Raw genomic sequence first — 24,862 nt, 5'->3', positions numbered from 1 at the left:
TCCATTCTTATTCCATAGGCCTATTTGATGAATCGATTTTAGCATATACCGTTGACAAATGATAAGTCTGATCCGTTACAGGCTTGCTAAGACTGCGATTCAGGCAAATGCAGCAGTTCCGGGACCGTGACGAATGAGTAGCCTTGATCTTTCAAATCCGGTATTAACAGCTCCAGTGCCTCCAGCGTGTTGGCAAGATGTTTCTTGCCGTTTGCGGTATGCTGAAGAATGATGCCTCCAGGCTTCAACTGCTTGTGGATGATTCCCATGATCTCCTGTGCGGGCAGACCTGACCAATCCATCGTGTCCACGGACCAGTTCACGATCGCTAAATCCATATTCTGGATGGCCTCCTCTTTGTCCTCATCCAAAGCGCCATAAGGCGGCCGAAACAAGGATGGACGATAGCCGATAATGTCGTTCAGTTCATCCTGCGTATTCTTCACCTGATTCAGCGCTTCCTCCATCGATAATTCTGTAAAGTTGGGGTGTGACCAGGAATGATTTCCTATGGCATGACCTTCCTCTTTAATCCTCCGCACAGTCTCAGGATGGGCTTCAGCCCGGTTTCCCAGAATGAAAAAGGTGGCTTTAATATCGTTTTCCTTCAGGATATCAAGGATTTTGGGCGTAACCATGGCATCCGGTCCATCATCGAATGTAAGTGCGACCTGTTTACCGTCCTGGGCTGATCCATTAAAATACACCTTTTTCTCCATAGACTGATTCCCGCTTTGCGGAGTGCCAGGTGATCTTTCAACTGATTCACCGTTTGCTTGGTGTCCAAGCGAGAGTTCCTGCGATTCCGCAAAATAGTCCTTGAGCCCATCAACAATAGCTTGTGCGGCAAGATCTTGGCCTTCATTGCTCAGCAGGAAACGCTCATCCTCCGCATTGGTGAGATATCCAACTTCGATAAGCACTGCCGGCATCGTGGGCGTAGATAGCACTTTTAACTGTTCTTCCTTGATCCCGCGATCACGAAGGCCAATTCCCTTCACCAAATGCTCCTGAAGGGTTTGGGCCAAGGGGATGCTGTCCTCGTGTCGGTACATGGTCTCCGTACCCGATGTCATGGGGTCCGTATAGGTATTGCCATGAATGGAAATCATCACATCCGCATTCCAATCATTCGCCTTGGCTGCCCGTTCATCCAATTCAACGAATTGATCATCCGAACGTGTCAAGAGAGGTTCAAACAAAGGGTCCTCCTCCAGGAGGTCAACAACCCGCCCGGCAAGAGATAGATTGAACGCTTTCTCATATGCACCGCTTACTCCGGTAGCTCCCGGATCTTTTCCCCCATGACCGGGATCGATTACGATCCGATACGTTTTATTTGGATTAGGCACAGCAGGAAGCGTCCTATAGGTCTCTGCAAGTCTAGCAGATGATGCCGGCACCAACTCCACCGTTGATGAACCGACGTGCCATGCCAATTTGAAGCCGACAATAAATAGGATTGCAATGAATAGAATAAAGAAGACTCTGGTAAACTTCTTGCGTTTTTTGTGATAGATCATGGCTCCTCCTTCTTAGGTGATCGTGCTAGATACGATTCCATAAGAAGAATATAATCGCCGGATGTGATAACGATTTTACCAAGATGTCAACAACTTGTGTCCAACTCTACTCTATGTAAATGACAGGAGGCTTTCATAGACATATAGACGTCAATCGCATGCTTACGGTCCTCCTTACAGCCAAATCTTTCATATAGTTCCGTTCTACATCTGTACGCACCATTATATCTGGCATGGGTAACAAAAAAAGGAGCAGGCTGCCGACGCAGCCTGCTCCTATCTTAACTATTCATAACTCTGCCCACTCTGACAACAAGTCAGATTCACGGTTACACGTTCAGCGAATAGGACGAGCGGGCGATCTCCGTAGCTTGAACCATGTTACGGAGGGATGCTACTGTTTCTTCCTTACCGCGTGTTTTGAGACCGCAGTCCGGGTTGATCCAGAACAGCTTCGGATCCAGGACCCGCAGTGCACGCTCGATCATGCTTGTCATCTCTTCCACTCGAGGTACCCGCGGACTGTGGATGTCATACACGCCAAGGCCAATCCCTAATCTGTAGGTATTGACTTCGAAGCTGTGAATCAGCTCGCCATGACTGCGCGAAGTTTCAATCGAGATGACATCGGCATCCATCGCCTCAATCGAATCGATCATGTCATGGAACTCGCAATAACACATATGCGTATGAATTTGCGTGGTCGGCTGTACCGTGCATGTGGTCATACGGAAGGCTTTAACAGCCCAAGCGAGATACTCCGCTTGATCTTCCTCCTTGAGCGGCAGCCCTTCGCGCACCGCAGGCTCATCCACCTGAATCATCCCGATGCCCGCCTGCTCCAGCGCCTCTACTTCTTGTCTTAGGGCATAAGCCAATTGATAGGCAATCTGTTCCCGAGAGATGTCTTCGCGGACGAACGACCAGTTCATGATTGTGATCGGGCCAGTTAGCATCCCTTTCACGGGGCGGTTAGTCTTCGACTGTGCATATTTCGTTTCCTCCACCGTCATCGGTTTCTCGAATGCGACATCCCCGAATATTACAGGCGGTTTCACGCAGCGTGAGCCGTAGGACTGAACCCATCCATATTGAGTGAAGGCAAAGCCACCAAGCTTCTCACCGAAAAATTCAACCATATCCGTTCTTTCGAACTCTCCATGCACAAGCACATCCAGGCCGATCTCTTCCTGCAGCTTGATCCAAATATCGATTTGCTCCTGAATGAAGCGCTCATACTGCTCATGATTCCATTCTCCCTTGCGCCACGCCTGGCGTGCCTTGCGCACCTCGGCTGACTGAGGGAAGCTGCCGATCGTCGTAGTCGGAAAAATCGGCAGCTGCCACTTATTCTGTTGAGCGGTATGACGCTCCGCGAACGGCAGACTGCGAACTGGATTCTGCACACTAATCTCGGCAACTGCCTGCTGAATGTCATGTCGATTGCGCTCTTCGGATTGTTTAAGCGCCTGAAGGGCAGCATCGCATTCTTCCAGTTCCTTGGCAATCCGGGCTGTGCCTGTGGAGATTGCTTTCGTCAAAAGAACCAGCTCATTCAGCTTCTCATCTGCAAAGGCGAGCGCCCCTTTTAGTTCAGGCTGCAGTTTCGTTTCGCTGCTCACTGTCACCGGAACATGCAGCAAGCTGCACGAAGATTGAACGATCAACCGTTCAGTGGCTACATATTTCGTCAGCTCTTCCAATTGCGACAGCTTCTCGCGAAGCGATGCCTTCCAAATGCCGCGTCCGTCAATCATGCCGGCGCCAAGCACTTTATTCGCAGGAAACCCTGATTGTTTAATGGCTTGCACATTGCCTTGGTATCCGTGGACCAGGTCAAGTCCGATGCCGCTAACCGGAAGCTGGATGATATCCTGGTAGTTTTCCACCGATTCGAAATAGGTTTGCAGCATGATGTTTAGGCCGGGTGCCGAACCCGCAAACGTTTCATAAATGCTGGTTAACCGCTTAAGATCGGCATCGCTTAATTTCGTTACGAGGATCGGCTCATCAATCTGGACCCATTGAACGCCTTCTTGGGCAAGCTCCTGGAGAATCTGTACGTAGAGCGGCAGCAATTTTTCCAGCCAGTCATCCGTCTCCGTCGGCTGGTACCCTTTGGACAATTTCAAGAAGGTTAGCGGACCAACAATAACCGGCTTGCCTTCAATGCCGAGCTTCTCCTTAGCCTCCCGATAGGCTGCCAGCGGTCTGTTCTCCGTAAGAACTGGTGAAGCCCCATCCAATTCAGGCACGATATAATGATAATTGGTGTTAAACCACTTGGTCATTTCACTTGCTGTAGCATCCTTCGTTCCGCGTGCAATACCATAATATACAGACAATGGCACAACACCGCCCTCATAAGAGAAGCGCTTCGGTACGATACCAAACATCGTTGCCGTATCCAGAACATGATCGTAATAACTAAAATCATTCACCGCAATAAGATCGATCCCGCTCTCCTGCTGCTTCCGTAAATGATTCAACCGAATCTCCTGCAGCTGCCGGTGAAACTCCGATTCATCAAGCTTGCCTGCCCAGAATGCTTCCAGGGCTTTTTTCCATTCCCGATCAGCGCCAATACGCGGATATCCCAGTACACTGCTTTTTGCCATCTATATAACACTCCTATACAAATTGTTACAAGAAAGATACCATGTATTAATCGGTATAGTGTAACTCATATAAGCTATATCTAGTTATAGCCTATGGCTATAGCAAGAAAGGTGTAGATGTAATCTTGTTATACGCTAATACAAAAAAACGCGAGATTAACACGTTTTTTTCATAATACTCTATAATGGGATTACTTAGGATTGTAAAGGAGCTTATCTATGAAGACGATTGGACTTATCGGAGGAATGAGCTGGGAATCCTCCATTGAATACTACAGAATGATAAATGAGCAGGTGAGAAGCCGCCTGGGTGGCCTCCACTCGGCCAAATGCCTGATGTACAGCGTGAACTTTGCAGAGATTGAACGCTATCAATCCGAGGGAAATTGGAAAAAAGCCGGTGAAACATTGGGTGAGGCTGCACTTTCTTTAGAAAAAGGCGGTGCCGATTTTGTATTGATATGTTCCAATACGATGCACGTGGTACTAGAGGATATAGAAGAAAAAATAAGCATCCCTGTGCTGCACATTGCCGATGCCACGGCTATTCAAATCCGTGAACATGGGATTCGTACAGTAGGTTTGCTTGGAACCAAATATACCATGGAGCAGCATTTTTACAAGCAAAGATTAGAATCTAATCATATCAAAGTGCTCATCCCCAATAAACAAGATCGAGAGATCGTAAATAAAGTGATATATGAGGAATTATGTCTTGGCAACATCCAATCGGATTCAAAAGCTTATTATAAAGAAGTCATTGAACGGCTAATTCAAGATGGAGCTGAAGGAATTATTCTAGGCTGTACGGAGATCGGATTATTAATAAAACCCGATGATTCCCAAGTTCCTCTGTTTGATACAACCTTCATACATGCCATTGAAGCTGTTCATAAATCGCTCCAAGCTGACTCTTAATGGGCTAATCCTCCCGATTTCGGGAGAGGTTGCCAACGATTATCGGCCCCCTCACACCTGGCGAGTTTTCAATTCTAAATCGGATATCTTTACAAGTTGTCAATGCTGTTCAGCACCAGGATCAGCCCGGCAATACACAACACCCATGACAGAATCGATCCGGAGCTCTTGGCGATTCTCAGGCGCAGCTTTTCCAGCGGACGCTGCATCATCCGGCCTAATACGAGGTGTAATCCGAGCAATAGGAGTGGAGGCAGCACCATCACGATATTGTATGCAGCCAGGATGGGCATCCATTGAGCCGTAGTTAACTGCGCCTTTGTCATGAGTCCGATTGCCGCAAAATACGGAAGGGCTGTTGCTACCTCCAGCAGGGCAGTCGTGAACCCAAGTCCGATCATAGCCCCGAAGCTTTTGGATCTTGGACGGCGCGGCTCGGACGTTTTTTTCGTAGGGATAAAGAAGCTGGCGACAAACAGGATTCCGCCTACCACGGCCATGACCCAACTGACCGCTCGATTCTGAAAGATGCCGGTTACGGATTGCAGAACAGCATCCAAGCCCAGCATAAGTGCAGCTCCTACCAGGAAGTAGAAACCCGCCACTGTGAATAAATAAATGAATAAACGTGGGATTAGCCGGTCCCGTTCGGTCAAGAGCAGATACACCGTTACGCCAAGCGTAGCTGGACTCAGCGTGTCCAAGAGTGATAAGGCTCCAATGGAGAGCAGCAGTTCCAGCGTCAAGATGTCTCCCCCTCTCCAATTTGTTCTTTGTTCTTGTGTAATACATAAATTTCAAACGCCTGTTCCATGAATTGAAGAAGTTCATCCTCGATGGGATATAACCCCATCTGCTCGGACTGTACCGGAGATTTACGAATCTCCCACAGCTTATCTACGAAGGGGTCTTCATCTTCAAAAACCTCCAGTCGTTTCTCATCCATCCGCCGTACAATTCGTTGTACACCCGGTGAGTCGGGTCCGTCCTGCATCCGCCTTTTGAGCTGCCCCAACAAAGCAATCCACTCGAGAGAGTCGGGATCCGTGCTGTTCATATTAGGGAGTAGACTTAGCAACTCCACTTCACGCTTCTCAAACATTTGCTGCCGGAACGAGTGTTTTAACGAAGGGTCTCTTCCGGAAAGGTGAATTAATTTCTGAATGACATCCCAGCTTGTCTCACCTTCCACCGCAATGCTATGAAGCACAGCTCGCAGCGCCGATTCCATCTGGTCCAGCTTTTTTTGTTCGTTCATAACGAAGTCCAACTGATTCATCAAACCGGTGGACCAGTTCCATTCCGGGTTTGAAATCATATCCGATATTTCTTGCAAACTGAAGCCCAGCCTTTTGAGAAACTGTATTTGCTGCAGCTTCTTTAATTCATCATCACTGTATATACGATGTTTGCCCGGTGTTTTGGCGGCAGGAATCAGAAGGCCAATCTGGTCATAATAGCGCAGCGTTCTTACCGTAATACCCGTCTGTTTAGACAATTCTTGAATGGGAATCGACTTCATCACCTGCTTTCTTAATTCTCTCTGATATCTCCAGTATATAAGATGACGTTACGTCACTTTCAAGCTTTTTCACGAAAAATATTAGTACAATTGTGAATTCGATGCAGCAGGCGACAAAAAAAGCCCGAGTTATCGGGCTTGTTCAAGCACTTACTGAAATTCACTTTCATTTGAAGATTTTCGTTCTGGTTAACCCGATCAGATAAAGACCCGTGGGAATCACCAACAAGTGGAGAAGGGCGTAACTCGACCATACATTCTGAATGATATCAGCAACATAGACGGTGTTGATGTATGTATTCCAGGCCACGATGATAAACAGCACGGACAACGGATAGATTAACGGATTTTGTTGCTTCAGTCGGAACACGGTCTTCATTCCTTGAAGAATGGAAAGATACAATAGAGAGATCTTGATAAAAAAAGTAAGGATCCAAAGCGTAATCAATATGCCTTCCACACGTTGAAAGAAGTTCCCTAGGTTAATCGTCTTCGCGAGGGCAAATGCCGGAAACGTGCTATTCTCCGTCTGTTCGATTCCCAGAATCAGCACACTGAGCAGGACGATGATGCTCAGCACGAACCCGCCTGCGACAGCTCCCCCCATCAGTGCCCTCTCCCCTTTTTTCTCCCCCTTGACCAGAGGCAGGAATACCATCAGCACAATCAGTTCCTGAAACATGGAAGCATGGAATCCGGCCTTGGCAACAGGTATCCAGCCTTCCTCAAGCATTGGCTTGATATGGTTCCAATCGATCTGGGGAATGAGTGAGAGGACAAGGACCATAAACAGAAATATGATCCACGGAAACATCAATTCACCGACCCGGGCCAAGATTATGATGCCCATCCTGGCGCACATGACGGCCGCGATCAAGAACAAGATTTGAATAGCTTCGATCGGCGTCTCCGGCATCATTTCGCTGCTCAGGAAAAAACCCAAGTTGCCAAGCAAAGTGCCTGTAAGAATCAAAAAATAAAAAAGGTAGACCAGCGAGAGAATCTTTCCCAGCAGCTTCCCCAAAACCTTCTCATGGATCTCGAAGATCGTTTGACCTGGAAAGACACGCGCGATGGCTATGTACAGCACAACCATAAGGAGATTAATGAAGATACTTAAGAGGGAGGCCATCCACGCATCTTCCCGTGCAGTATGTGCTAACCCGGAGGGGGTAACCAGGATTGAAGTTCCGATGGTCAAGCCGAAGGCCAGTATAAAGAATTGTCGTGCGGCGATATCCTTATATTTGATCACGTGTTACCATACCCTTCTTCATTATGAGATCAACCTGTTCAGCGGCTGCATCAAGGCGCCGATCCAGTCCAGCGGCCTTAGATAAGGCACCTCCATCATATCCCCGATCAAGGCCAGCAAGGTTACTCCCCACACTGTATAGAACACGATCATGTCCCTGAGGGAGCGCAGCTTCAGAAGATGCCGGGTTTCCGTAACGAACACGATGGATAGGAAGAATATGAATAACCAATGCCAATTCACGGCTCATCGACCTCCCGTTTTAAGGGTTGTATGATGGATCCGATCCGCCGGATCGCGACATCGGCATCCACGCGGATGCTCATCGTTTTAAAACTTTTTCCCCAATGATCCCGGTATTTTTTCCATACGTCCGGATATTTTCGGTGCAAGACCTCGCCGAATCCAAAAACATCGGACCCATAGCGCTGCTGTACCCCCTCGATGTGCTTCCGGAGATTGGCGTTATATTTATCCTCGATGTCCTTCTCTAATTCGTCGATGACGGCTGGTTGACTGATATCAATCTGACATTGAACGGCATTCACGTCGGCCTCGATCTCCAATTCGGCTGAAAATTCGGGAATCCCCTCCGCATTGAGCGCAACATCAAGCGTTGTGTCTGCCCGGTTCACCGCGAACCCGACAATGCCGCTATCCGGACATGAAATATATCCCGCTGTAGTGTCGACTTTATTGAGGACATAATTGACGGTCTTGCTGGGCGGTTCCCCCAGCCATCCTACTAGCCGGTCCCCTTTAAACACGCCGAGTCCCGTATGTTGAAGAAGCGTTGAAGGATTGATTTTCTTGACATTCTCCATAGACTGTCCTTCGACTAAACTGCCGCTTAATTGGACCCCGGATAATACAGGGTCTGAGCCGTTGCGTTTGAGTTCCGTCACAAACTGCTGTATCGTGACTTTCCCCGTTGCTGCCCATTTTTTTTCCGATATTAGAATTGAGGAATAGAGCGAATTCGCCGGAACGTACTCGAATGGCGTAACGACCTCCAGGATCTCTGAGGCCTTTCCGTTCTTGGCAACGAGCATGAAGAAATCCGATCGCAGCTGATGATTCCGGGAGATATAATCGAGCACATCGCTGACCCCTGACCGGGCCATGTCTTCTCCAAATACCAACACGCGGACATGGGACAGATACGGCATCCGAGGTGCCATGCTTAACGTGCGCTGAAGGGCGTCGGGGATGGTTTTGCCGACTGACTTGTAGGTTACGACCGGAAGGCTCCCCGTCGATCCGCCTTTTTTGGAGCCCACCTCAGCGGAATTGAGCACTTGAGCAGAAATGACGTACCCATTCTCATGCGTATCAATTCCAAGTGCCATGACGACGGCAAGCTCATTCAGTTCTTTTCTGCTCCAGCATCCAGATATGAAAACCACCAGACTTAATATAAGCAGGACTGATCGTATTTTTCTTTTGAACATACATAATCTGTCCCCTCTGCTTAAAATAAAGAACCCCTGTCATGACTTACAGAAGGCTCATGGTTTGGATTTGGTTACATATTTCTTCATGCTGTGACGCGACATTCGCAGCAAAGCATCCTTTTGACTTCGCCAGCGTATAGGCGCAAAAGAAGACATATAAGGAACCCCCATGGACTGCAGGCTGCACAGGTGAAGGCCAATTATAATCATGCCGATAATCATCCCGTACAATCCAAACGACGCTGCTATTCCCATTAGCCCAAATCGCAAAATTCGCACCGATATTCCAATATTGAAAGAGGGTAGCGCAAAATTGGCAATCGCCGTTATGGATACAACGATAACCATCGCGGCCGATACGAGACCCGCTTCGACAGCGGCCTGTCCGATGACCAAAGTACCAACGATGGAGACGGATTGGCCGATCGATTTAGGTAATCGAATGCCGGCCTCGCGCAGGATCTCGAACGTGATCTCCATGATTAGCGCTTCGATAAATGCGGGGAAGGGCACCCCTTCCCGCTGGCCGATTAAGCTTGTCAGCAAGTTGGTCGGCAGCATTTCCTGATGAAATGTGGTGATCGCAATATATAGTGAGGGGGTAAGGAGCGCTATTCCAAAGCATAGATATCGAAGAAGCCGAACAAGGCTGGCAAAATCCCATCGCTGATAATAGTCCTCGCTCGATTGAAACAGCTGAACGAACAACGCCGGAACCACCAGCACAAAGGGCGTTCCTTCCACAAAAATAGCAATTCGTCCTTCCAGTAAAGCGGATGCAATGACGTCAGGCCGCTCTGAATTATATACCGTCGGAAAAGGGCTGTACCGATGATCCTGAATCATTTCCTCGATATAATTGCTCTCAAGAACGCTGTCCAGCTTGATTTCATCCAATCTTCTGCGCAGCTCATCAAGTACTTCGATATCATATAATCCATCCACGTACATCACGGCCACTAGCGTATTGGTGTGCTCGCCTACAGTTCTTTCTTCAATACGCAGCCTAGGACTTTGAATTCTTCGCCGGACTAGAGCCGTATTCTCGCGAAGGGATTCGGTAAAGCCTTCCCTCGGCCCTCTTACTACGGATTGTGAGCTGGCTTCCTCAACTCCGCGCTGCTTCAGTGCTTCAGTACCAACGTACAGTGAGGTTGATGTCCCATCCATAAAGATGATCGTATTCCCGGACAACAATTTCCCTTCAACTTCTTGAAAAGTGCTGGCTTCTCCCACTTTTCCCATCGTGATCGTGAGTTCTTTGAGCAATTTCATGCATACTTCCGGTGACTGGTTTGGAAATTCAATAAATAGAGGTAAATCTGCATGAATCGCTTCGATTAGCAATCGGGGATCTCCCATCCCTTCAATATAGACCATCACCGTAGGTATAGCGCCCAAAGTCAACTCTCGGTAGATGATATCTCCGCTCTGCCCGAATCGACTCTTCATATTTTCGATAAATTGCGTTATGGAAACCGGCAATTTTTCTTGTGAAACATGATGGCGTGTGGTTTTATTCGTCATGTAAACGACTCCTCGTTTTTCCCTCATGGCCAGCTTTGCCTTACAAGGAATTCAATGACCTTCATTTATCTTTTCCTCTACTGTTCCCGCAGTTGGATATAATATACTTTTTATACGGACTACTGAAATTCATTCGATATTCAGAATGAACGATCGAAAAACAAATAACGCCTCTTGAAGACTCAGGGAGTCCCAACAGGCGTTATCTGCTCAAAATTTCCTACCACTTTAAAGTATTGTTAATGCGTCAGACCTTTAGCTTGCAGATAGGCTCGCTTGTATGCGGCCGCTTTTTGGGCAATCAAGCTGTAGTCCTGACGCTTCAAAGCTTCGTTTGTCAGATCCGAGCCAATACCGACGGCTATCGCCCCCGCTTTGATCCATTCGCCAAGGTTATCAAGAGAGACACCACCGGTCGGCATAATATTCGCCTGCGGCAGCGGGCCCTTGATCGCCTTGATCATCGACGGATCATACAGGTTGCCAGGGAACAGCTTAATAATGTCCGCCCCAAGTTCCAGTGCTTCCTGGATTTCCTTGATCGTCATGACCCCCGGCATGACCGGAATCCGATAACGATTGCACAGCATCATGGTGTCTCTGCTCAGGCACGGCCCAACAACAAACTCGGCACCGCTCAATATCGCAGCACGCGCGGTTTCCGAATCAAGCACTGTACCTACCCCGATGATGGCATAGGAAGATGGATCTTCGGCGTTCCATGAATATTTGCGCGACAACGTTTCAATAGCCCGGAGCGCAAACGGTACGGTCATCGTCACCTCAATCACTTTGATGCCGCCGGCAATCGCCTGTTCGGCCATCTCCACAACCTGCTCCGGCGTTTCGCCGCGCAGGACCGCGACGACGCCTTCTTCCGTGATTTTTTGAATCAGCTGCAGTTTCTTCATCTTAAAACTCCTCTTTTCTATTCGGTAACTACACAGAGTACCATTCAAACGTACACTCCGCTCCGTTTATCGTTCTCGCCAAGTTCCCTGAAGTCATATGCTTCAGAATGAGTCGATCTTCCGTCGTCCATCCTGTATATGCAACCTCAAACTCGCCGTCTGTCTTGAATTCCGGCCTGTGCTCGGACATTCGCCGTGCGAACGCCACCAGTTGTTCGATCCCCCTGTTCTCCGCTTCCGGGACGGACACCGCTTCTACGGTGAGAGCTATTCCAGCGCCATGGCAAACGACCTGATGATATCCGGACTGTTCCCTAATGTCATAAGTAGTCCCTGGGCTCAAATGTACGGCAAAATAGACCTCATCTACTTTACCGTACAAAGCTTCTGACTCATACAACCATTCCCCTTCCGGTAGAACGCCGACAATTTCCGCACCGCCGGTACCCGCTGGTTCCGGCAGCGGATACAGTGCCAGCACCACATTTTTGTGATACAGCACCTCCATCCACTCGCTTTGGTGGCGGGGATCGCCACCAGAAGGATCATATCCCTCTCCCGGGTGAAAAAAATACAGCTGATTGGCCTTGCCGCCGTCGCGAATTGGGAGGCTGAACATCCAGCGCAGCTGCTCGTTGTCGAACTCACGAACCCGCTCCCACAATCCGCCCGCCGCATAATGTTCTGTCACATAAGCATAGGAGTGCAGCTGCCTCATTTCGCCGTCAACCGATTTCAACAAAAGCTTGCGCACTTCCGTCGGTTCTCTGCGGTTTAGGGCAAGACGCCGTTTAGCTTCCGGAGCTTTGTGGAACAGAAATCCGGCATACTCCGTGCGCGGCATATCCTCAGGGAGACTGAAATCACCGAACTGGACATAATCGTGAAGCACATTGGCATCCCTCGGCGCATCATGCGGCCATCCCCTGGAGTGGGCTCCTACCCACGCCCCTTTCAAATAATAGGACGTGCGCAGGCTCCACAGCTCATCTAACAGTTCATACAGCTCCTGCTTTAATTCCGGTTCCTCCGTCAATTCCAGTGCACAGGTGAACGCCTGTGTCCAATGCCAGAACCACGGCAGGCACCCGTACTCAGCCATACCTTCCCGGCGGAGCAGACTCAGGGTATCCCGAAGACTTTGTTTTCCGTCCTCCAGGAGTTCCTTATCGCGGAAGCGCTGGCCGAATATTAACTTGGCTGCCGTATATTTAGCCTCATGATGATTGCACACGGTAAGGGGCTTGCGAAAAAAGCCTCCTTGGTAGATGTGTTCCAGCGCAGCTTCAAACTCCGCGGCCAAGCCCTCGCTCATCTCGCTTTCAAACTTACGATGGAAAAAAACCATCAAGCTTCCCATCAATTCCACCGGCAGCGCATGCGGACTCGCCTCTTCCGGCTTCGTCCCCAGGTTCAGCGGCCAGTGCCCGTGCATGGGATTCTTCGCATCCCGGTTCTGCAGCCGCAGCACACGACCCAGAACCTCCTCTGCCAACCGTTTACCTTCCTGCCGGTTGAACTGCGGATCATTCTCGATGTCTACCGAAGCTGCAAACAGATAAGAAGCGTAATAGAAGTTATCACGAACATCTCTGTGAAACCACAGCCCGCTGGATAGCAAAGGCCGCCTCCATGCTTGTTCCGCAACGTTCCGAACAATCCGGTTCATTCTCTCTTTATAATCGTTCATGTGTTCTCCTTTCCCAATCCGATGGTAAAGCCGCTTTCCAACATAATGCAGAATAAAAAAAGAACCAAAAGAAACCTAATTCGAACCTATATAAACATTAAAAACCTAAATGAACAAAAAGGGAAGCTATATTTCAAAACCAAAGTCTTCATTTATCTTGCATGGCTTGCCCTTTACCACAGAAGAGGGCCTAACGGCCCTCTATTAATGGGTTATCCATACCCAGGAAATTGATCATATTCAGCATTACCTGTGCCGCCTCTGCACGGGTAGTCTGTCCCTGGGGAAGGAAAGCTTCTCCCCTTCCCTGCATTAAACCAAGGTTTACGACAAGCTTCAGGTCTTCCCGTGCATAAGTGGATACTTGATCCGCGTCTATGAACTTGATTTCTTTAACCTGTCCTTCCATACTGCCCTTGATCATCGTTGAAAGTCTTGCAGCCATGACAGCCATATCCTCCCGGCTGATCGGCCCATTGGGGTCGAATATACCATCCGCTTTACCTTTTACAAGCCCGGCTTCATAGGCAGCGGCAACCGCATCCGCATACCAGGCCTGCGGTTTGACGTCATCAAATGCGTTTTTGTCACTTGCCGCAAAGCCCCAGGTCCGTACGATCAATGAGATAAATTCGGCGCGTGTTACCGCCGAGTCCGGAGCAAACTCCGTTTCCGTCCGACCATTTACAATATGCCGTGCGGTCAATACTTTAACGGCGCGCTTCGCCCAGTGCGAAGCAGGCAGGTCGTTAAACCCTTTGTTGTATTCCAGCACAGTGTATAATCCAGGACTATTTATGTAAGCTTCGATTGATTCTTTGTGGGTCCCGGTTAACCTGCTGACATACTTCCATGTTTGAACATCTTGATCATATACATAAATCCCTAACAGTTCAGGATCCAATCCGGCATAAGCCGAGGCGTCAAAACGGATCCGAGCAGGCACCGCAAAAGGTTGATTATATTCCTTTTCCACATCTGCTCCGCCAAGAAATACGCCGAATTTCATCATCCCGCCGGATCGGAGCTGAAGATTCGATCCATGGGAACCACCGACTAAAACGGACGCTTCCTGTTCCCCAACCGGTTCGAATGTCAGCAGCACCGCCGTATGGCCGACCGAATCGGCTTCGATTGCCGAAAGCAGCGCCGAATCGAGTGTAAGAGTTACGCCCTTCTTCTTGATTTCCAGCTTGCTTTTTCCAAGATGCGCTCCGGCTTGTTGGGGCAGGCTGATCTTGGTTTCCTCTTCAGTGAGTGAGATCGAGACTACGCCGTCCACTGGCGCCCGAAGCGTCTTTTCATTCACAATTTTGACCCCGTGGGTCGCTTCATGATGGCTCGTTTCCGTTGAAGTGTCCGAATTACCTTGCATCCCTTCATTGCCGGACGTGTTGTCGTGCGAATTGCTCTCCGATCCATTCCCGTTACCGGAGCCATTATCCGTGCCACCCTCGGTAGAGGATGTATCCGTCGTTACTCGCAGCTTGTTGCTCTCCGACAGATTGCCTGCGGCATCGGATGCCTTCACACTAAACACGTATTCGGTTGCAGGAAGCAACCCGTCCAGCGTTTGGTTATACACCGATGCAGACACACTCGTCACCCACTGCCCATCTCTGTAAAGGCTGTATCCGGATACTCCTACATTGTCGGAAGATTCGGACCACTTTAAGGCAATTGAAGTATCTGTCACCGATGTATAACTCAGCACAGGCGCGCTTGGCGGGGTGTCATCACGAGTCGCGACCGTAATCTCCCGGCTGTCTCCCACCCGCTGGCCGCCTCCATCAAGGCCCGATACCTCAAAGTGATAAATGGTACCAGGCAGCAGGCCGTCCACGGTCGCAGTGTAGGTGTCAGATGTTACTGTACGGTAAGTAGCGTCACTTACCGTAACACCGTCTTTGGTAATTTCATAACCTTCTATTCCCGACACGCCATCCGGGACCGTCCATTCCAGATCGACACTCGTTTCGGTTTGAAGCGTCGAATACAAGGAAGAGACAGGCACCTCTTTCTTAAAAACAACGGTATGCGCCGCACCTAATGATCCGTTCGTGTTCAAGCGCAGTTTAATGTACGGCGCCGTTTGTTCAATAGTTACAGTTGGATCAGCACTTGCTAATACAAGCCCCGCGCGATTTAAATACAGCGTTATTTCCGACTGCTGCTGTGTCGGATCGGAGACCGCGATACTTAAACCGTCGTCCGTTTCCTTCATGATCACCGAAGCCGGCTGCTCCGAACGCAGATCGCCTACGGTACCCGGATTCCAAAAATTAGCCGCTGTGAGGCCAAGCGTCTTCTCCTTCACCGCGTGGATGTCTATCGTGCTTGCCAACACGTCGATATCCGGATTCTCACTGTACTGCTTGGTTGCCTCCCCACCCTGCTCAGGCAGCAGAACGTATGAATAAGAGGCGTTAGCTGGCGTTTCTCCGTGATCGAAGGCCAGACTTAAATAATTCCGTGTAATCGGAGTATCCGCTTGCGCGCTGTTGATCTCCTTCCAACTGGCGGTTCTGTTCTCACGGAGTACCGACAATTCCGCTGCATCCGGGAAATAATACCCCGTTTCGGCGCCATCCGTATTACTGTCGAGATGTGCCCAATGCACACCGCTCGTCTTATATGGGGATCCGGTCGCTAACGGCTGGTCAACGCCGTCCATAATGAGTCTATTGTCCCCGGCAGCATTCAACATGCGGTTCTCGATTAGGGTTTCAACCGTTTGAGGCCCGCTTCCATTACTGGTAATGCCGGAGCCAAGCGCGACGATTTCATCATCAAACATGAACCAGGATTTTTTGCCCTTCAAATCGCTGCCCGTCACTTTAGCCAGCGAGAAATCCATGCCGGCGGCTCCGTATTCGCCATCCAGCGATACGCCCCCGACCCAAGATTGGGTATTCATGTATGAGGTCCATTCTCCGGGAACCCGCCCTTGTCCGGATCCGTCCGTTGTGGTCCCCGGCAAACGGAAGGAATCGACGGTCGGCCAGAAGTCATTGCGATACTGCCCGAAATCCCGGTCATACAAATAAGTCATGCCTATCCCTGTATACCAGCCCTTCAGGTTCTCGTTATTTCCCTTCTCAAAGGCCGAGATGCGATCCGAAAACAGGCTCAGCCCAAATCCGAAACCATCCCGCAAGTGAACGACCCGGTCCATGCCTGCGAACACTTGATTTTTTACCAGGTGGCCCCTCGGTGTAATCGCATCCTCGTTCATCAGCTTTTTGATGACCATGATATCGCCAAGGGACAATCCTTCGTAATAATTACTGTAGGTTGTATCTTTGGATATCCATTCCTTTGCCATTTGTTTGATGGATATGGCCACATCAGCCGGTGCAGATTCCGCCATGCGCAGCAAAGTAATGATCGTACTGCGGGCGCTACCGCTGCCACTGCGGGAGATCCCCCTTCCGTTGACCATATCCATGAACTGCCCGTTATAAATGATCGGCTCATAGGTCTGCGATACCCAGTCATACACATTCAATACGTTACGATCCGTGATCGGCCATGGCGAATCGGTCAACAGATAGGACATGTCCGCCGTGCCTTTCAACCATACCGATCCATAACCTCCGGTATAAGCGATATTCGAATGCTGCACAAGGGAGCCGTCGCGATATACGCCGTCCCCTTTTGTCGCATAAACATATTCGGAACCGATCGAATCTCTACCCAGCATAATTTTGGCACTGTTTTTTTCGATAATTCCACGAAGTGTAACCACAAACGCTTTATCCAATAAATTGGCACCGGTCATTTTGACCCCGCTGACGCCAAGCACGGATCCTACCTTCGGATTCGGACAGAATGTATCGATTGCCGAAATGAAACGGGTGATTTGTTCCCGAGATAGATTGTCGTACATCAAAACCATCACATCATTAAGTACTTGCGGAGCACCAATCTCCCAGTCCCACCAGTTATTGTAGGCTTTTTTACTGCCGTTGTAGCGATTTGCGTACATCCAGTCGAGTGCGCTGACAATATCGCTCGCAAGCTCCTTGTTTTCGAACAAATCGGAGCCCGGAACGGAATATGCTAATGCCATCGTTTTTAGTCGGTTATAAGCTGTCGTGATTTGGCTGGAATCAGTCGTGCTGGTCATATCACTCCACAACCATGTGCGCCCGGGTGACTTGTCCAGCGACTTCCAGAATCCAGAAGCCTTATTCGCTTGGGCGGTTACAGCCGCGACAATATCAGGATCACTTTCGTCAAATGCGCCGCCAGTCAGACGTGTATGCCATTTTGCACGTAAGCTTTCGTAGGCCTCCATGTCTAAAGCTGATTCCACATTTACCAAACATTCTGCAAACGTCAGACCATCCGGTGTTGAAATTCTGATTGTTGTCGTACCGATACCTACTCCGGTAATCTCGCCAAGATCATTTACGATCGCCACATCGGGGTTGCTCGAAGTCCAGCTTACACTTTTGTCCGATGCCGTAGAAGGCGTCATGGTCGGAGACAACGTAACCTTGCCACCAACTGCCATGGAAAAGGCCGTTTGATTCAGCGTGATTCCGGTGTAACCTGAATATTCCTCCAGCACCAGGTCGTCAAACCAGACCTTCCCTTTCCCTGTCTCCAGAAATGGCTCAATGGTCAACTTGGTTGTTGTTTCGGGAATCGTCAGGACCACCTGCTGCATCGTCCAATCCCGGGTTCCCGTCAACCTTTCGGAAGCAGGTCCGTCCCCCACCTTGACCGTATTATAGTATTGGGTCCGGAAGTAAACGCCCTGGCCGGATATGTTATCCGTCTTCAACCACAGCTTAAGCTTGTAGGATTTGCCGGGTGTCACAGATGTGACCACCTGCTTGACGGATACTCGACTCGTGTTAAAAGCATCAAACAACAGTGACTGTTTCCCTTCATGCGAGTGTCCCGTATCGATTTTGACCGTTGCCGTTTTGTTCGGCTCTTTGCCGCTGCCGGTTGGAATCCATAAATCCCAATGAACCGGAACTGGATCCGCGATCCCTTTCCAGGCCCCGCTTACCGTGGAAGTCGTTTCTTCAAAGCTTCCATTAAGCATAAGATTGGTAGATGCAGCCGACGCTACCCCGGCTGTGAAACTCCCGATGCTTGCGGACAAGAGATCTATCCCAAGCATAAGCGCTAACACCAGACTGGTTTTTCGCATTAATTCACCCCGCCATATGGTTAAAGTACAAGCCACAAACCTGGTACGCGTACACCTCAGCTTTCTAAGACTCTACGGCTCAATACCCGCATCAGGCCTCGTGTTACTTGTAATCTTACTTAGTTGAAAAAATAGGAAGGTGGAGAATTTTGACCGAAAGCGTATACATTTCTGACATTGTCCTGGACTCCTGTTCAGGGCACATACGTTAAAGGGGGTGTCCCAAAAGATCTTAGATCTTGCGGGAGGCCCTAGAAGACGCTCCATGTACGAATCATTCCTACCATCGCTGTTGCCCCCACATTTCTTGGAATGGTTCTGAGCAAGGACGAAATGTGGGGGCAAAGGCGAGCGCTGACGCTTGTCCGGAATCGATTCGTCCTCTCCGCTACGCCGTGCAGATGGCGGCCAATGATCAAAACAGAAGCCATAGCGGTGTGGGAATAACATCCTGAGCACCGCTATGGCTTTATTTGACACACTTCCTGTTTATGGGGGCCGTACGTCAAGCAACTACATCTGCTTTTGGGACGGCCCCTTGTTGAACTTGACGAACTGTACAATATCCGTGCCTGTATGGACTATTTGTCTTCTCCGTCCTGTACGAAATTGAGCACAGCTTCGTCCACAGCAGCGGTCTGTCCGAGGTCCGGTCGATCTGACAGTTCGACTTCGCAAGATGCGGGACGGCCATGCAGTTCAAACAGAACCAGTTCGTTTTCCCCTTTACGCAATAAAGGGCCGGGAATATATAACGCCCTCTGCGGCCCCGCCTTCCAGTACCGGCCCAGATTGAAGCCATTGATCCAGGCGACACCTTTAGTCCAGCCATCAAAGCGAAGAAACGTATCCCCGATGTCCTCCACCTGAAAATGTCCGCGGTAAAATCCGGGCAGGTCTGCGTTTTCCGATTCCGGTGTGGACAGCTCTTCTTGCTCCGTCTGCCCATCATCGGTAACCGGTTTATAAGAGAGTGATGTCAGCGTTTCGGACTCCAGCGGCAGGGTCCGGATCGTCCAATCATACAGGAACTGGTTATCGATTCTCACACCTTCCGTGATTCCCTTGGGATCACGGATAAGCGGTCCATAATTGATCCGGCCCATGTTCTCGACGAGAATATCCAGCCTTGCTCCGTTTGCGGGAACGGTAATATCGAGCGGCTCTGAATTCCAACGTTCGATCACGCCAAGCGGCCGACCGTCCAGAAATACCTGGGCGCGATCTCGGACCTCTTGAATATGCAGCTGCTGTCCTTGCCGCGGTCCCTGAATAAATGTGCTGTACAATATAAAACCATAGGACTGTCCGAATTTTTCCATCGGCTGGATGCATACGCTTTGTATCGGTTCTGAGAGATGCTGTAGATTGGCTTCCGTAAATAGACCGGCCTTTTCAGATAAAGCCACCTTTCCGTAAGCTGCCTTAGGAACGGGCTCCGGGAACACACAACCCGGCGCAAAACCATGCTTGCTGAGCACCAACCGGACCGCCTCGTATTTCTCCGTCTTATCCCCCCATTCCGTCAAAGGGGCATCATAATCGTAGCTTGTCGTTGTTGGCTCATAGGTCTGGATGTGATTCGCTCCACTGTAAAAGCTGAAATTGGTTCCACCATGGAACATATACATATTAATCGAGGAGCCTTTCTCCAGCATTTCATCCAGTACGCCGGCAACATCGGCCGCATCCCGCACATGATGGTCCTCCATCCAGTGATCAAACCAGCCGTTCCAGAATTCCATGACCATCAGCGGCTCTTCCGTACGATATTCCCGGTATTTGCGGAAGGATTCTTCTACCCGGGAACCGAAATTCACAGTCGCGTGCACATCGTCAAGTGACCCGCCTAGTAGCATCTCGTCTGTTGGCCCGTCGGAAGTAAAGAGAAGCACATCCACGCCACGCCGCACCAGTCCTGCGCGCAAATATTCCAGATAAGCGTGATCGTTGCCGTAACTGCCGTATTCATTTTCGACCTGAACGGCCAGAATCGGCCCTCCATGTGTGGACAGCAGCGGAACCAGTCTTGGGATCAACTCATCGTAATAATGATCCACCTTGCTTAAATAGAGCGGATCACTGCAACGAAGCCGGACTTCTCCATAACCAAGCAGCCAGCCTGGCAAACCTCCAAATTCCCATTCCGCACAGATGAACGGGCTGGGTCTGACAATAACGTGCAGGCCCAATTTCCCAGCTAATTCGATAAACGATACGACGTCGGCTATGCCACTAAAGTTAAATTCCCCTTCTTTGGGTTCGTGTACATTCCAGGCAATATAAGTTTCAACGGTATTGAAGCCGCAGGCCTTTAATTTTAATAGCCTGTCCTCCCAATATCCAGGAACCACACGGAAATAGTGAATCGCTCCCGATATAATCCGGTACGGCTGCCCGTTCAGCAAGTATTGCCCGTTCTTCCAAGTGAGCATTCCCATTACAGATCCCTCCACACTTCTTGATAAAATCCAACGTTTATTGCCCGCAGCGATAAACCGCCATTTTTTTGATTTTCGGACTTGCGGCCGATTTCAGTACACGTAAACGCACCTTGTCCGTAGATACTGGCGAGAACGCATCGATTTTCTTGTGACCGATCGCGCTGCCGCGCGTAAGCTCAAGCCACTCTCCATCGATGAACGCTTCCAGCACATATTGACTTACACGTTCTCCGTAAACGATCTCCTCCATGACAACGGCATGATCGATCACGCATACTCGGGAAAGGGTCATTTCAACGACCTCGCCCGATCCCGAGCTTTCAGCCAGGGCATGACCAAACCGACGCTCGATCTCTCTGCCAAATGCCAGAAGCCGCTTTACATCGGCCTCCGGAAGCAGCCCCCGATGGTCTGGAGCGACATTGAGCAGCAAGGTTGCCCCATGCCCGACCGATCGATAATAGATTTCCATTAGTTGATCAACAGACAACAGCAAGTGTTCTTCGTCAGGATGCCAGAACCAGCGGTCTTTTCGGATGGGGACATCACATTCCGCGGGCACCCAGCCCGGCGTCTCCGGCAGCCACTTCAGCGATTCTTCGCTGAACATGCTGCCTCGGGAAGAATCGGCCGTATTCCAGCAAGGATACGGAGCGACGCCATCCTCATTGCCGACCCAACGGATTGTGGGCGCGCCCATATTAAACACCATCGCGCTGGGCTGATGCTTTTTCACGAGATCCATGATTCGAGGCCAGTCATATTCGCGGCCTTCCGACCCCGCACCGTCAAACCAGATTTCTACAAGCGGACCATAGCCGGTTAAGAGCTCCTCCAATTGTCTGCAATAAAAGTCATCATACTTTTGCGGATCGGCATAACATGGCTCATGCCTGTCCCAAGGGGATACATAAATACCGAAGCCGATGCCCTCTTCCCGGCAAGCATCCGCACATTCTTTTACGACATCGCCCCGACCATCCTTCCACGGGCTCGAGGCTACGGAGTAATCCGTTGTCGCCGTTGGCCACAGGCAAAAGCCGTCATGGTGCTTTGTCGTCAATATGAAATAACGGAACCCGGCCTTTTTTGCCGTTCTTACCCACTGCCGGGCATCTAGCTGTAGTGGATTAAACAATGTGGGCGAATCCTTGCCCTCTCCCCACTCCTGATCACAAAAAGTATTGATTCCAAAATGGCAGAACATCCCGAGCTCCATGTCCTGCCAGACTAGCTGCTCTGGAGTCGGCAAAACAGCAAGATGATCCGAATGCCCCTTCAAATCTTCATTCATCTCTTTTTCACTCCCTCACATGAGTTATGCTACATATGAAACTTGATTCCAACTACACAGTGAATGACACGGTTCATTATCTTTTTAATACAATCTGATAGGTCTCTTCCCCCTCTGCCGCAAACGTATATTGATAACCCGAGCCTGAGCTTAGGCATGTTATAGGTACAGGAACATGCGTGGAATCAAGTATTACAAGCTGGTGCCCACTAAATAAAACACAATTCCGGAAATTCTCAGAATAAATCTCAGCCGCTTCAAGCTTGCCTTCTTTCCAGCTGATATTCACTGTATAACCCCCTCTAGCACGAAGTCCCCTCACCGAACCACTTGACCATGAGGACGGCAGAGCGGGAAGCAAGCGAATTTCGCCTCCATGGGATTGCAGCAACATCTCCTGGATCGCGGCTGCTCCACCGAAATTGGCATCAATTTGAAAAGGGGGATGGTCACCGAACAAATTCGGATGTACTGCCTTGGCCAGCAGCTCGCGTAGGCTGTCATGTGCTTTCTCTCCCTCGCCAAGTCGAGACCAGAAATTCGTAATCCACGCTTGGCTCCAACCGGTATGTCCTCCGCCATACTTCAGGCGCCGTTCCAACGTTGCCCTGGCAGCTTCTCCTAGCTCGGGCATTCGATGAGGGATAATCTGTTCTCCCGGATGCAGAGCGAATAAATGTGAGATATGGCGATGACCCGGCTCAAACTCTTCATAATCGACAGCCCATTCCATGACCTGTCCATATCGGCCGATTTGGGGCTGAGGAAGCTTTGCCCGCGTACCGCTCCATTGTTTACTCCATTCCTCATCCATCCCCAGAATCTCCGCTGCTTCAATACAAGCGGTAAATAATGCATATATAATTTGTGAGTCCATCGAAGGGCCGGAGCATAAGGAACCCATCTGTCCTTTCTCGTTAATATAGCTGTTCTCCGGTGAGAGCGAAGGCGAAGTAACCAGACAGCCGTTCTCATCAAAAACAAGAAAATCAAGAAAGAACAAGGAAGCCTCCTTCAGTACTGGATAAGCTCGTTCTCGCAGGAATGACTCTGACAGATTATAGCGATAATGCTCCCATAAATGCAGGGCCAGCCACGCCCCGCCCATCGGCCAGAAAATGGCAGGTGTCCATGCTCCAAACAAGCCGCTCTCTGCCCACAGATTCGATGATGTGTGCGCCGTAAACCCTCTCGCCCCATACAGAGATGCCGCGGTCTTCCGCCCGTTTATGACCAACCGATCGATAAAATCGAACAATGGCTCGTGACATTCCGGCAAATTGCCTGTCTCGGCAATCCAATAGTTCATCTGCAAATTAATGTTCAGATGATAATCACTCTCCCAGGGTGGCGTGAAACTTTCATTCCAGATTCCCTGCAAATTGGCAGGTAAACTCCCCGGTCTCGAGCTTGCCATCAGTAAATAACGACCATATTGATAGAATAACGCCTCAAGTCCAGGATCATTAACCCCTTGCCGATAAAGCTGTAGTCTCTCCGAAGTAGACCTATCAACAAGTGCATCTTCTGCCTCTGAAGCGCCATCTTCCGTTATCGGAGTTATCAATGTATCAGAAACTTCGATTTCCAGACTTACTCGCTCGAATAAAGCGCAATGATCAGCAATATGCTCATCCAGCAATGAGCCATATGGAAGCAATGCAGCGGATCCCGCCTGTTGCAGTGCCTCCCGGTACGGATCATCACAGCGAAACGATGTTTGAGCGGCGAACAGCAAGGTAACGGCATCGGCAGACTGGATATTGAGGTAATTGCCAACCGTTTGACACTTGCCGCCAATCGTACATGCATGAAGTACTGCCGCGTATTTAACACCATCCGGCCCACATATGCCCTCCATCGCCAATGTACGTTCATTTTCCCGCTTTATGTTTCCATCGAAGGGTCGCCTGCTTAACCGGGCTGATAAATGAATAGCTGCAGGTTCCGATGCAGAAATACGAACGACAAGGACTTGATGAACAGCACTTGCAAAGACTTTCCTCTCATAGAAAATGCCGTTCTCTTCCCAGGATACGGAAGCAACGCCCGTCCTCAGATTCAGCTCCCGCCTGTATTGATTAACTTCGGATGTGCCCGACTTGAACTGAAGCAGCAGATCTCCGAGCGGCTGGTAAGGTCCAAAGTATTGCGGAGCATTCGTAAAATGTGTAAGCGCCAACTGCTCCGCCTCTCGCAGCTCCCCACAGCGAAGAAGAGATCTGATATCATCCAGCTTTTGTATCGCCTCTGGATTGTCGTGCTGCTTCGGTCCGCCATACCATACCGAATCTTCATTCAAACCAATCCGCTCGGTGGACACACCGCCAAATACCATGGCTCCGAGTCTCCCGTTGCCGACGGGAAATGCCTCCGTCCAGACCTTTGCAGGCCGTCGTTCTACAAGCTTTCTAGTTTCGTTGATCATCGCTCTGCTCCTATTTTGAGTATCACAATAGAATAAGGGCTGTCTCAGATGTATGATTACTGAGGACAGCCCTTCCAATCAATAGCTAAGCATCAACCTTTAGGATTC

At 49.7% G+C, this 24,862-nt stretch carries 15 protein-coding genes; 1 reads left to right on the top strand and 14 read right to left on the bottom strand.

Annotated elements, in window-relative coordinates; genetic code table 11:
• Window positions 1-86: 86 nt before the first annotated feature.
• The gene (locus NYE54_RS15065) at window positions 87-1,523 is read right to left on the bottom strand and encodes an N-acetylmuramoyl-L-alanine amidase (protein WP_339272852.1); all 1,437 of its coding nucleotides are present in this window, start codon (window positions 1,521-1,523) and stop codon (window positions 87-89) included.
• A 329-nt stretch (window positions 1,524-1,852) separates the two neighbouring features.
• On the bottom strand, window positions 1,853-4,141 hold the full coding sequence (gene metE, locus NYE54_RS15060) for a 5-methyltetrahydropteroyltriglutamate--homocysteine S-methyltransferase (protein WP_339272850.1): 2,289 nt from the start codon (window positions 4,139-4,141) through the stop codon (window positions 1,853-1,855).
• 219 nt (window positions 4,142-4,360) lie between these two features.
• On the opposite strand from metE, the gene NYE54_RS15055 reads away from it, so the two are divergent.
• Window positions 4,361-5,059: an aspartate/glutamate racemase family protein gene (locus NYE54_RS15055; protein ID WP_339272848.1), complete on the top strand. Its 699-nt coding sequence runs from the start codon at window positions 4,361-4,363 to the stop codon at window positions 5,057-5,059.
• An 89-nt stretch (window positions 5,060-5,148) separates the two neighbouring features.
• On the opposite strand, the gene NYE54_RS15050 is transcribed toward NYE54_RS15055, so the two are convergent.
• The 12 genes from NYE54_RS15050 to NYE54_RS14995 all read right to left on the bottom strand — a co-directional run bounded on the left by NYE54_RS15050 (window position 5,149) and on the right by NYE54_RS14995 (window position 24,754).
• The gene (locus tag NYE54_RS15050; protein ID WP_339272847.1) at window positions 5,149-5,805 is read right to left on the bottom strand and encodes a GAP family protein; all 657 of its coding nucleotides are present in this window, start codon (window positions 5,803-5,805) and stop codon (window positions 5,149-5,151) included.
• On the bottom strand, window positions 5,802-6,581 hold the full coding sequence (locus NYE54_RS15045; RefSeq protein ID WP_339272845.1) for a MerR family transcriptional regulator: 780 nt from the start codon (window positions 6,579-6,581) through the stop codon (window positions 5,802-5,804). Before NYE54_RS15045 ends, NYE54_RS15050 begins: the two co-directional genes overlap by 4 nt.
• Window positions 6,582-6,747: 166 nt before the next feature.
• Window positions 6,748-7,836 (bottom strand): endospore germination permease, encoded by a 1,089-nt coding sequence (locus NYE54_RS15040; protein ID WP_339272844.1) that lies wholly within the window; start codon window positions 7,834-7,836, stop codon window positions 6,748-6,750.
• Between the two features lie 21 nt (window positions 7,837-7,857).
• Complete coding sequence (locus tag NYE54_RS15035; protein ID WP_339272843.1) at window positions 7,858-8,079, bottom strand: hypothetical protein; 222 nt, start codon at window positions 8,077-8,079, stop codon at window positions 7,858-7,860.
• Entirely contained in the window at window positions 8,076-9,287 is a 1,212-nt protein-coding gene (locus tag NYE54_RS15030) for a Ger(x)C family spore germination protein (protein ID WP_339272841.1), read from the bottom strand. Before NYE54_RS15030 ends, NYE54_RS15035 begins: the two co-directional genes overlap by 4 nt.
• A gap of 57 nt (window positions 9,288-9,344) precedes the next feature.
• Complete coding sequence (locus tag NYE54_RS15025) at window positions 9,345-10,817, bottom strand: spore germination protein (RefSeq protein ID WP_339272840.1); 1,473 nt, start codon at window positions 10,815-10,817, stop codon at window positions 9,345-9,347.
• Between the two features lie 239 nt (window positions 10,818-11,056).
• The gene (locus tag NYE54_RS15020) at window positions 11,057-11,728 is read right to left on the bottom strand and encodes a bifunctional 2-keto-4-hydroxyglutarate aldolase/2-keto-3-deoxy-6-phosphogluconate aldolase (protein ID WP_339272839.1); all 672 of its coding nucleotides are present in this window, start codon (window positions 11,726-11,728) and stop codon (window positions 11,057-11,059) included.
• 28 nt (window positions 11,729-11,756) lie between these two features.
• The gene (locus NYE54_RS15015; protein ID WP_339272838.1) at window positions 11,757-13,418 is read right to left on the bottom strand and encodes a hypothetical protein; all 1,662 of its coding nucleotides are present in this window, start codon (window positions 13,416-13,418) and stop codon (window positions 11,757-11,759) included.
• Window positions 13,419-13,608: 190 nt separating this feature from the next.
• Window positions 13,609-18,588, bottom strand: a complete 4,980-nt coding sequence (locus NYE54_RS15010) for a polysaccharide lyase family 8 super-sandwich domain-containing protein (protein ID WP_339272836.1) — start codon at window positions 18,586-18,588, stop codon at window positions 13,609-13,611.
• A gap of 581 nt (window positions 18,589-19,169) precedes the next feature.
• Window positions 19,170-21,029, bottom strand: coding sequence for a beta-galactosidase (locus tag NYE54_RS15005; RefSeq protein ID WP_339272834.1), 1,860 nt, complete (start codon window positions 21,027-21,029; stop codon window positions 19,170-19,172).
• A gap of 37 nt (window positions 21,030-21,066) precedes the next feature.
• The gene (locus NYE54_RS15000; protein WP_339272832.1) at window positions 21,067-22,326 is read right to left on the bottom strand and encodes an alpha-L-fucosidase; all 1,260 of its coding nucleotides are present in this window, start codon (window positions 22,324-22,326) and stop codon (window positions 21,067-21,069) included.
• A gap of 76 nt (window positions 22,327-22,402) precedes the next feature.
• On the bottom strand, window positions 22,403-24,754 hold the full coding sequence (locus NYE54_RS14995; RefSeq protein WP_339272830.1) for a glycoside hydrolase family 95 protein: 2,352 nt from the start codon (window positions 24,752-24,754) through the stop codon (window positions 22,403-22,405).
• Window positions 24,755-24,862 lie beyond the last annotated feature (108 nt).

It is taken from the genome of Paenibacillus sp. FSL K6-1330, from assembly GCF_037976825.1.
Taxonomy (GTDB): Bacteria; Bacillota; Bacilli; order Paenibacillales; family Paenibacillaceae; genus Paenibacillus_AQ.
Note: the sequence above shows the minus strand (reverse complement) of the source record. Positions and strands in the feature narration are given on the sequence as shown.

What these genes read in the sequence shown, in the direction of transcription:
- NYE54_RS15015 (WP_339272838.1), bottom strand. Translation starts at nt 13,418, where the DNA reads ATGAACGATTATAAAGAGAGAATGAACCGGATTGTTCGGAACGTTGCG.
- NYE54_RS15030 (WP_339272841.1), bottom strand. Translation starts at nt 9,287, where the DNA reads ATGTTCAAAAGAAAAATACGATCAGTCCTGCTTATATTAAGTCTGGTG.
- NYE54_RS15010 (WP_339272836.1), bottom strand. Translation starts at nt 18,588, where the DNA reads ATGCGAAAAACCAGTCTGGTGTTAGCGCTTATGCTTGGGATAGATCTC.
- NYE54_RS15045 (WP_339272845.1), bottom strand. Translation starts at nt 6,581, where the DNA reads ATGAAGTCGATTCCCATTCAAGAATTGTCTAAACAGACGGGTATTACG.
- NYE54_RS15020 (WP_339272839.1), bottom strand. Translation starts at nt 11,728, where the DNA reads ATGAAGAAACTGCAGCTGATTCAAAAAATCACGGAAGAAGGCGTCGTC.
- NYE54_RS15005 (WP_339272834.1), bottom strand. Translation starts at nt 21,029, where the DNA reads ATGGGAATGCTCACTTGGAAGAACGGGCAATACTTGCTGAACGGGCAG.
- NYE54_RS15000 (WP_339272832.1), bottom strand. Translation starts at nt 22,326, where the DNA reads ATGAATGAAGATTTGAAGGGGCATTCGGATCATCTTGCTGTTTTGCCG.
- NYE54_RS15055 (WP_339272848.1), top strand. Translation starts at nt 4,361, where the DNA reads ATGAAGACGATTGGACTTATCGGAGGAATGAGCTGGGAATCCTCCATT.
- NYE54_RS14995 (WP_339272830.1), bottom strand. Translation starts at nt 24,754, where the DNA reads ATGATCAACGAAACTAGAAAGCTTGTAGAACGACGGCCTGCAAAGGTC.
- metE (WP_339272850.1), bottom strand. Translation starts at nt 4,141, where the DNA reads ATGGCAAAAAGCAGTGTACTGGGATATCCGCGTATTGGCGCTGATCGG.
- NYE54_RS15065 (WP_339272852.1), bottom strand. Translation starts at nt 1,523, where the DNA reads ATGATCTATCACAAAAAACGCAAGAAGTTTACCAGAGTCTTCTTTATT.
- NYE54_RS15025 (WP_339272840.1), bottom strand. Translation starts at nt 10,817, where the DNA reads ATGACGAATAAAACCACACGCCATCATGTTTCACAAGAAAAATTGCCG.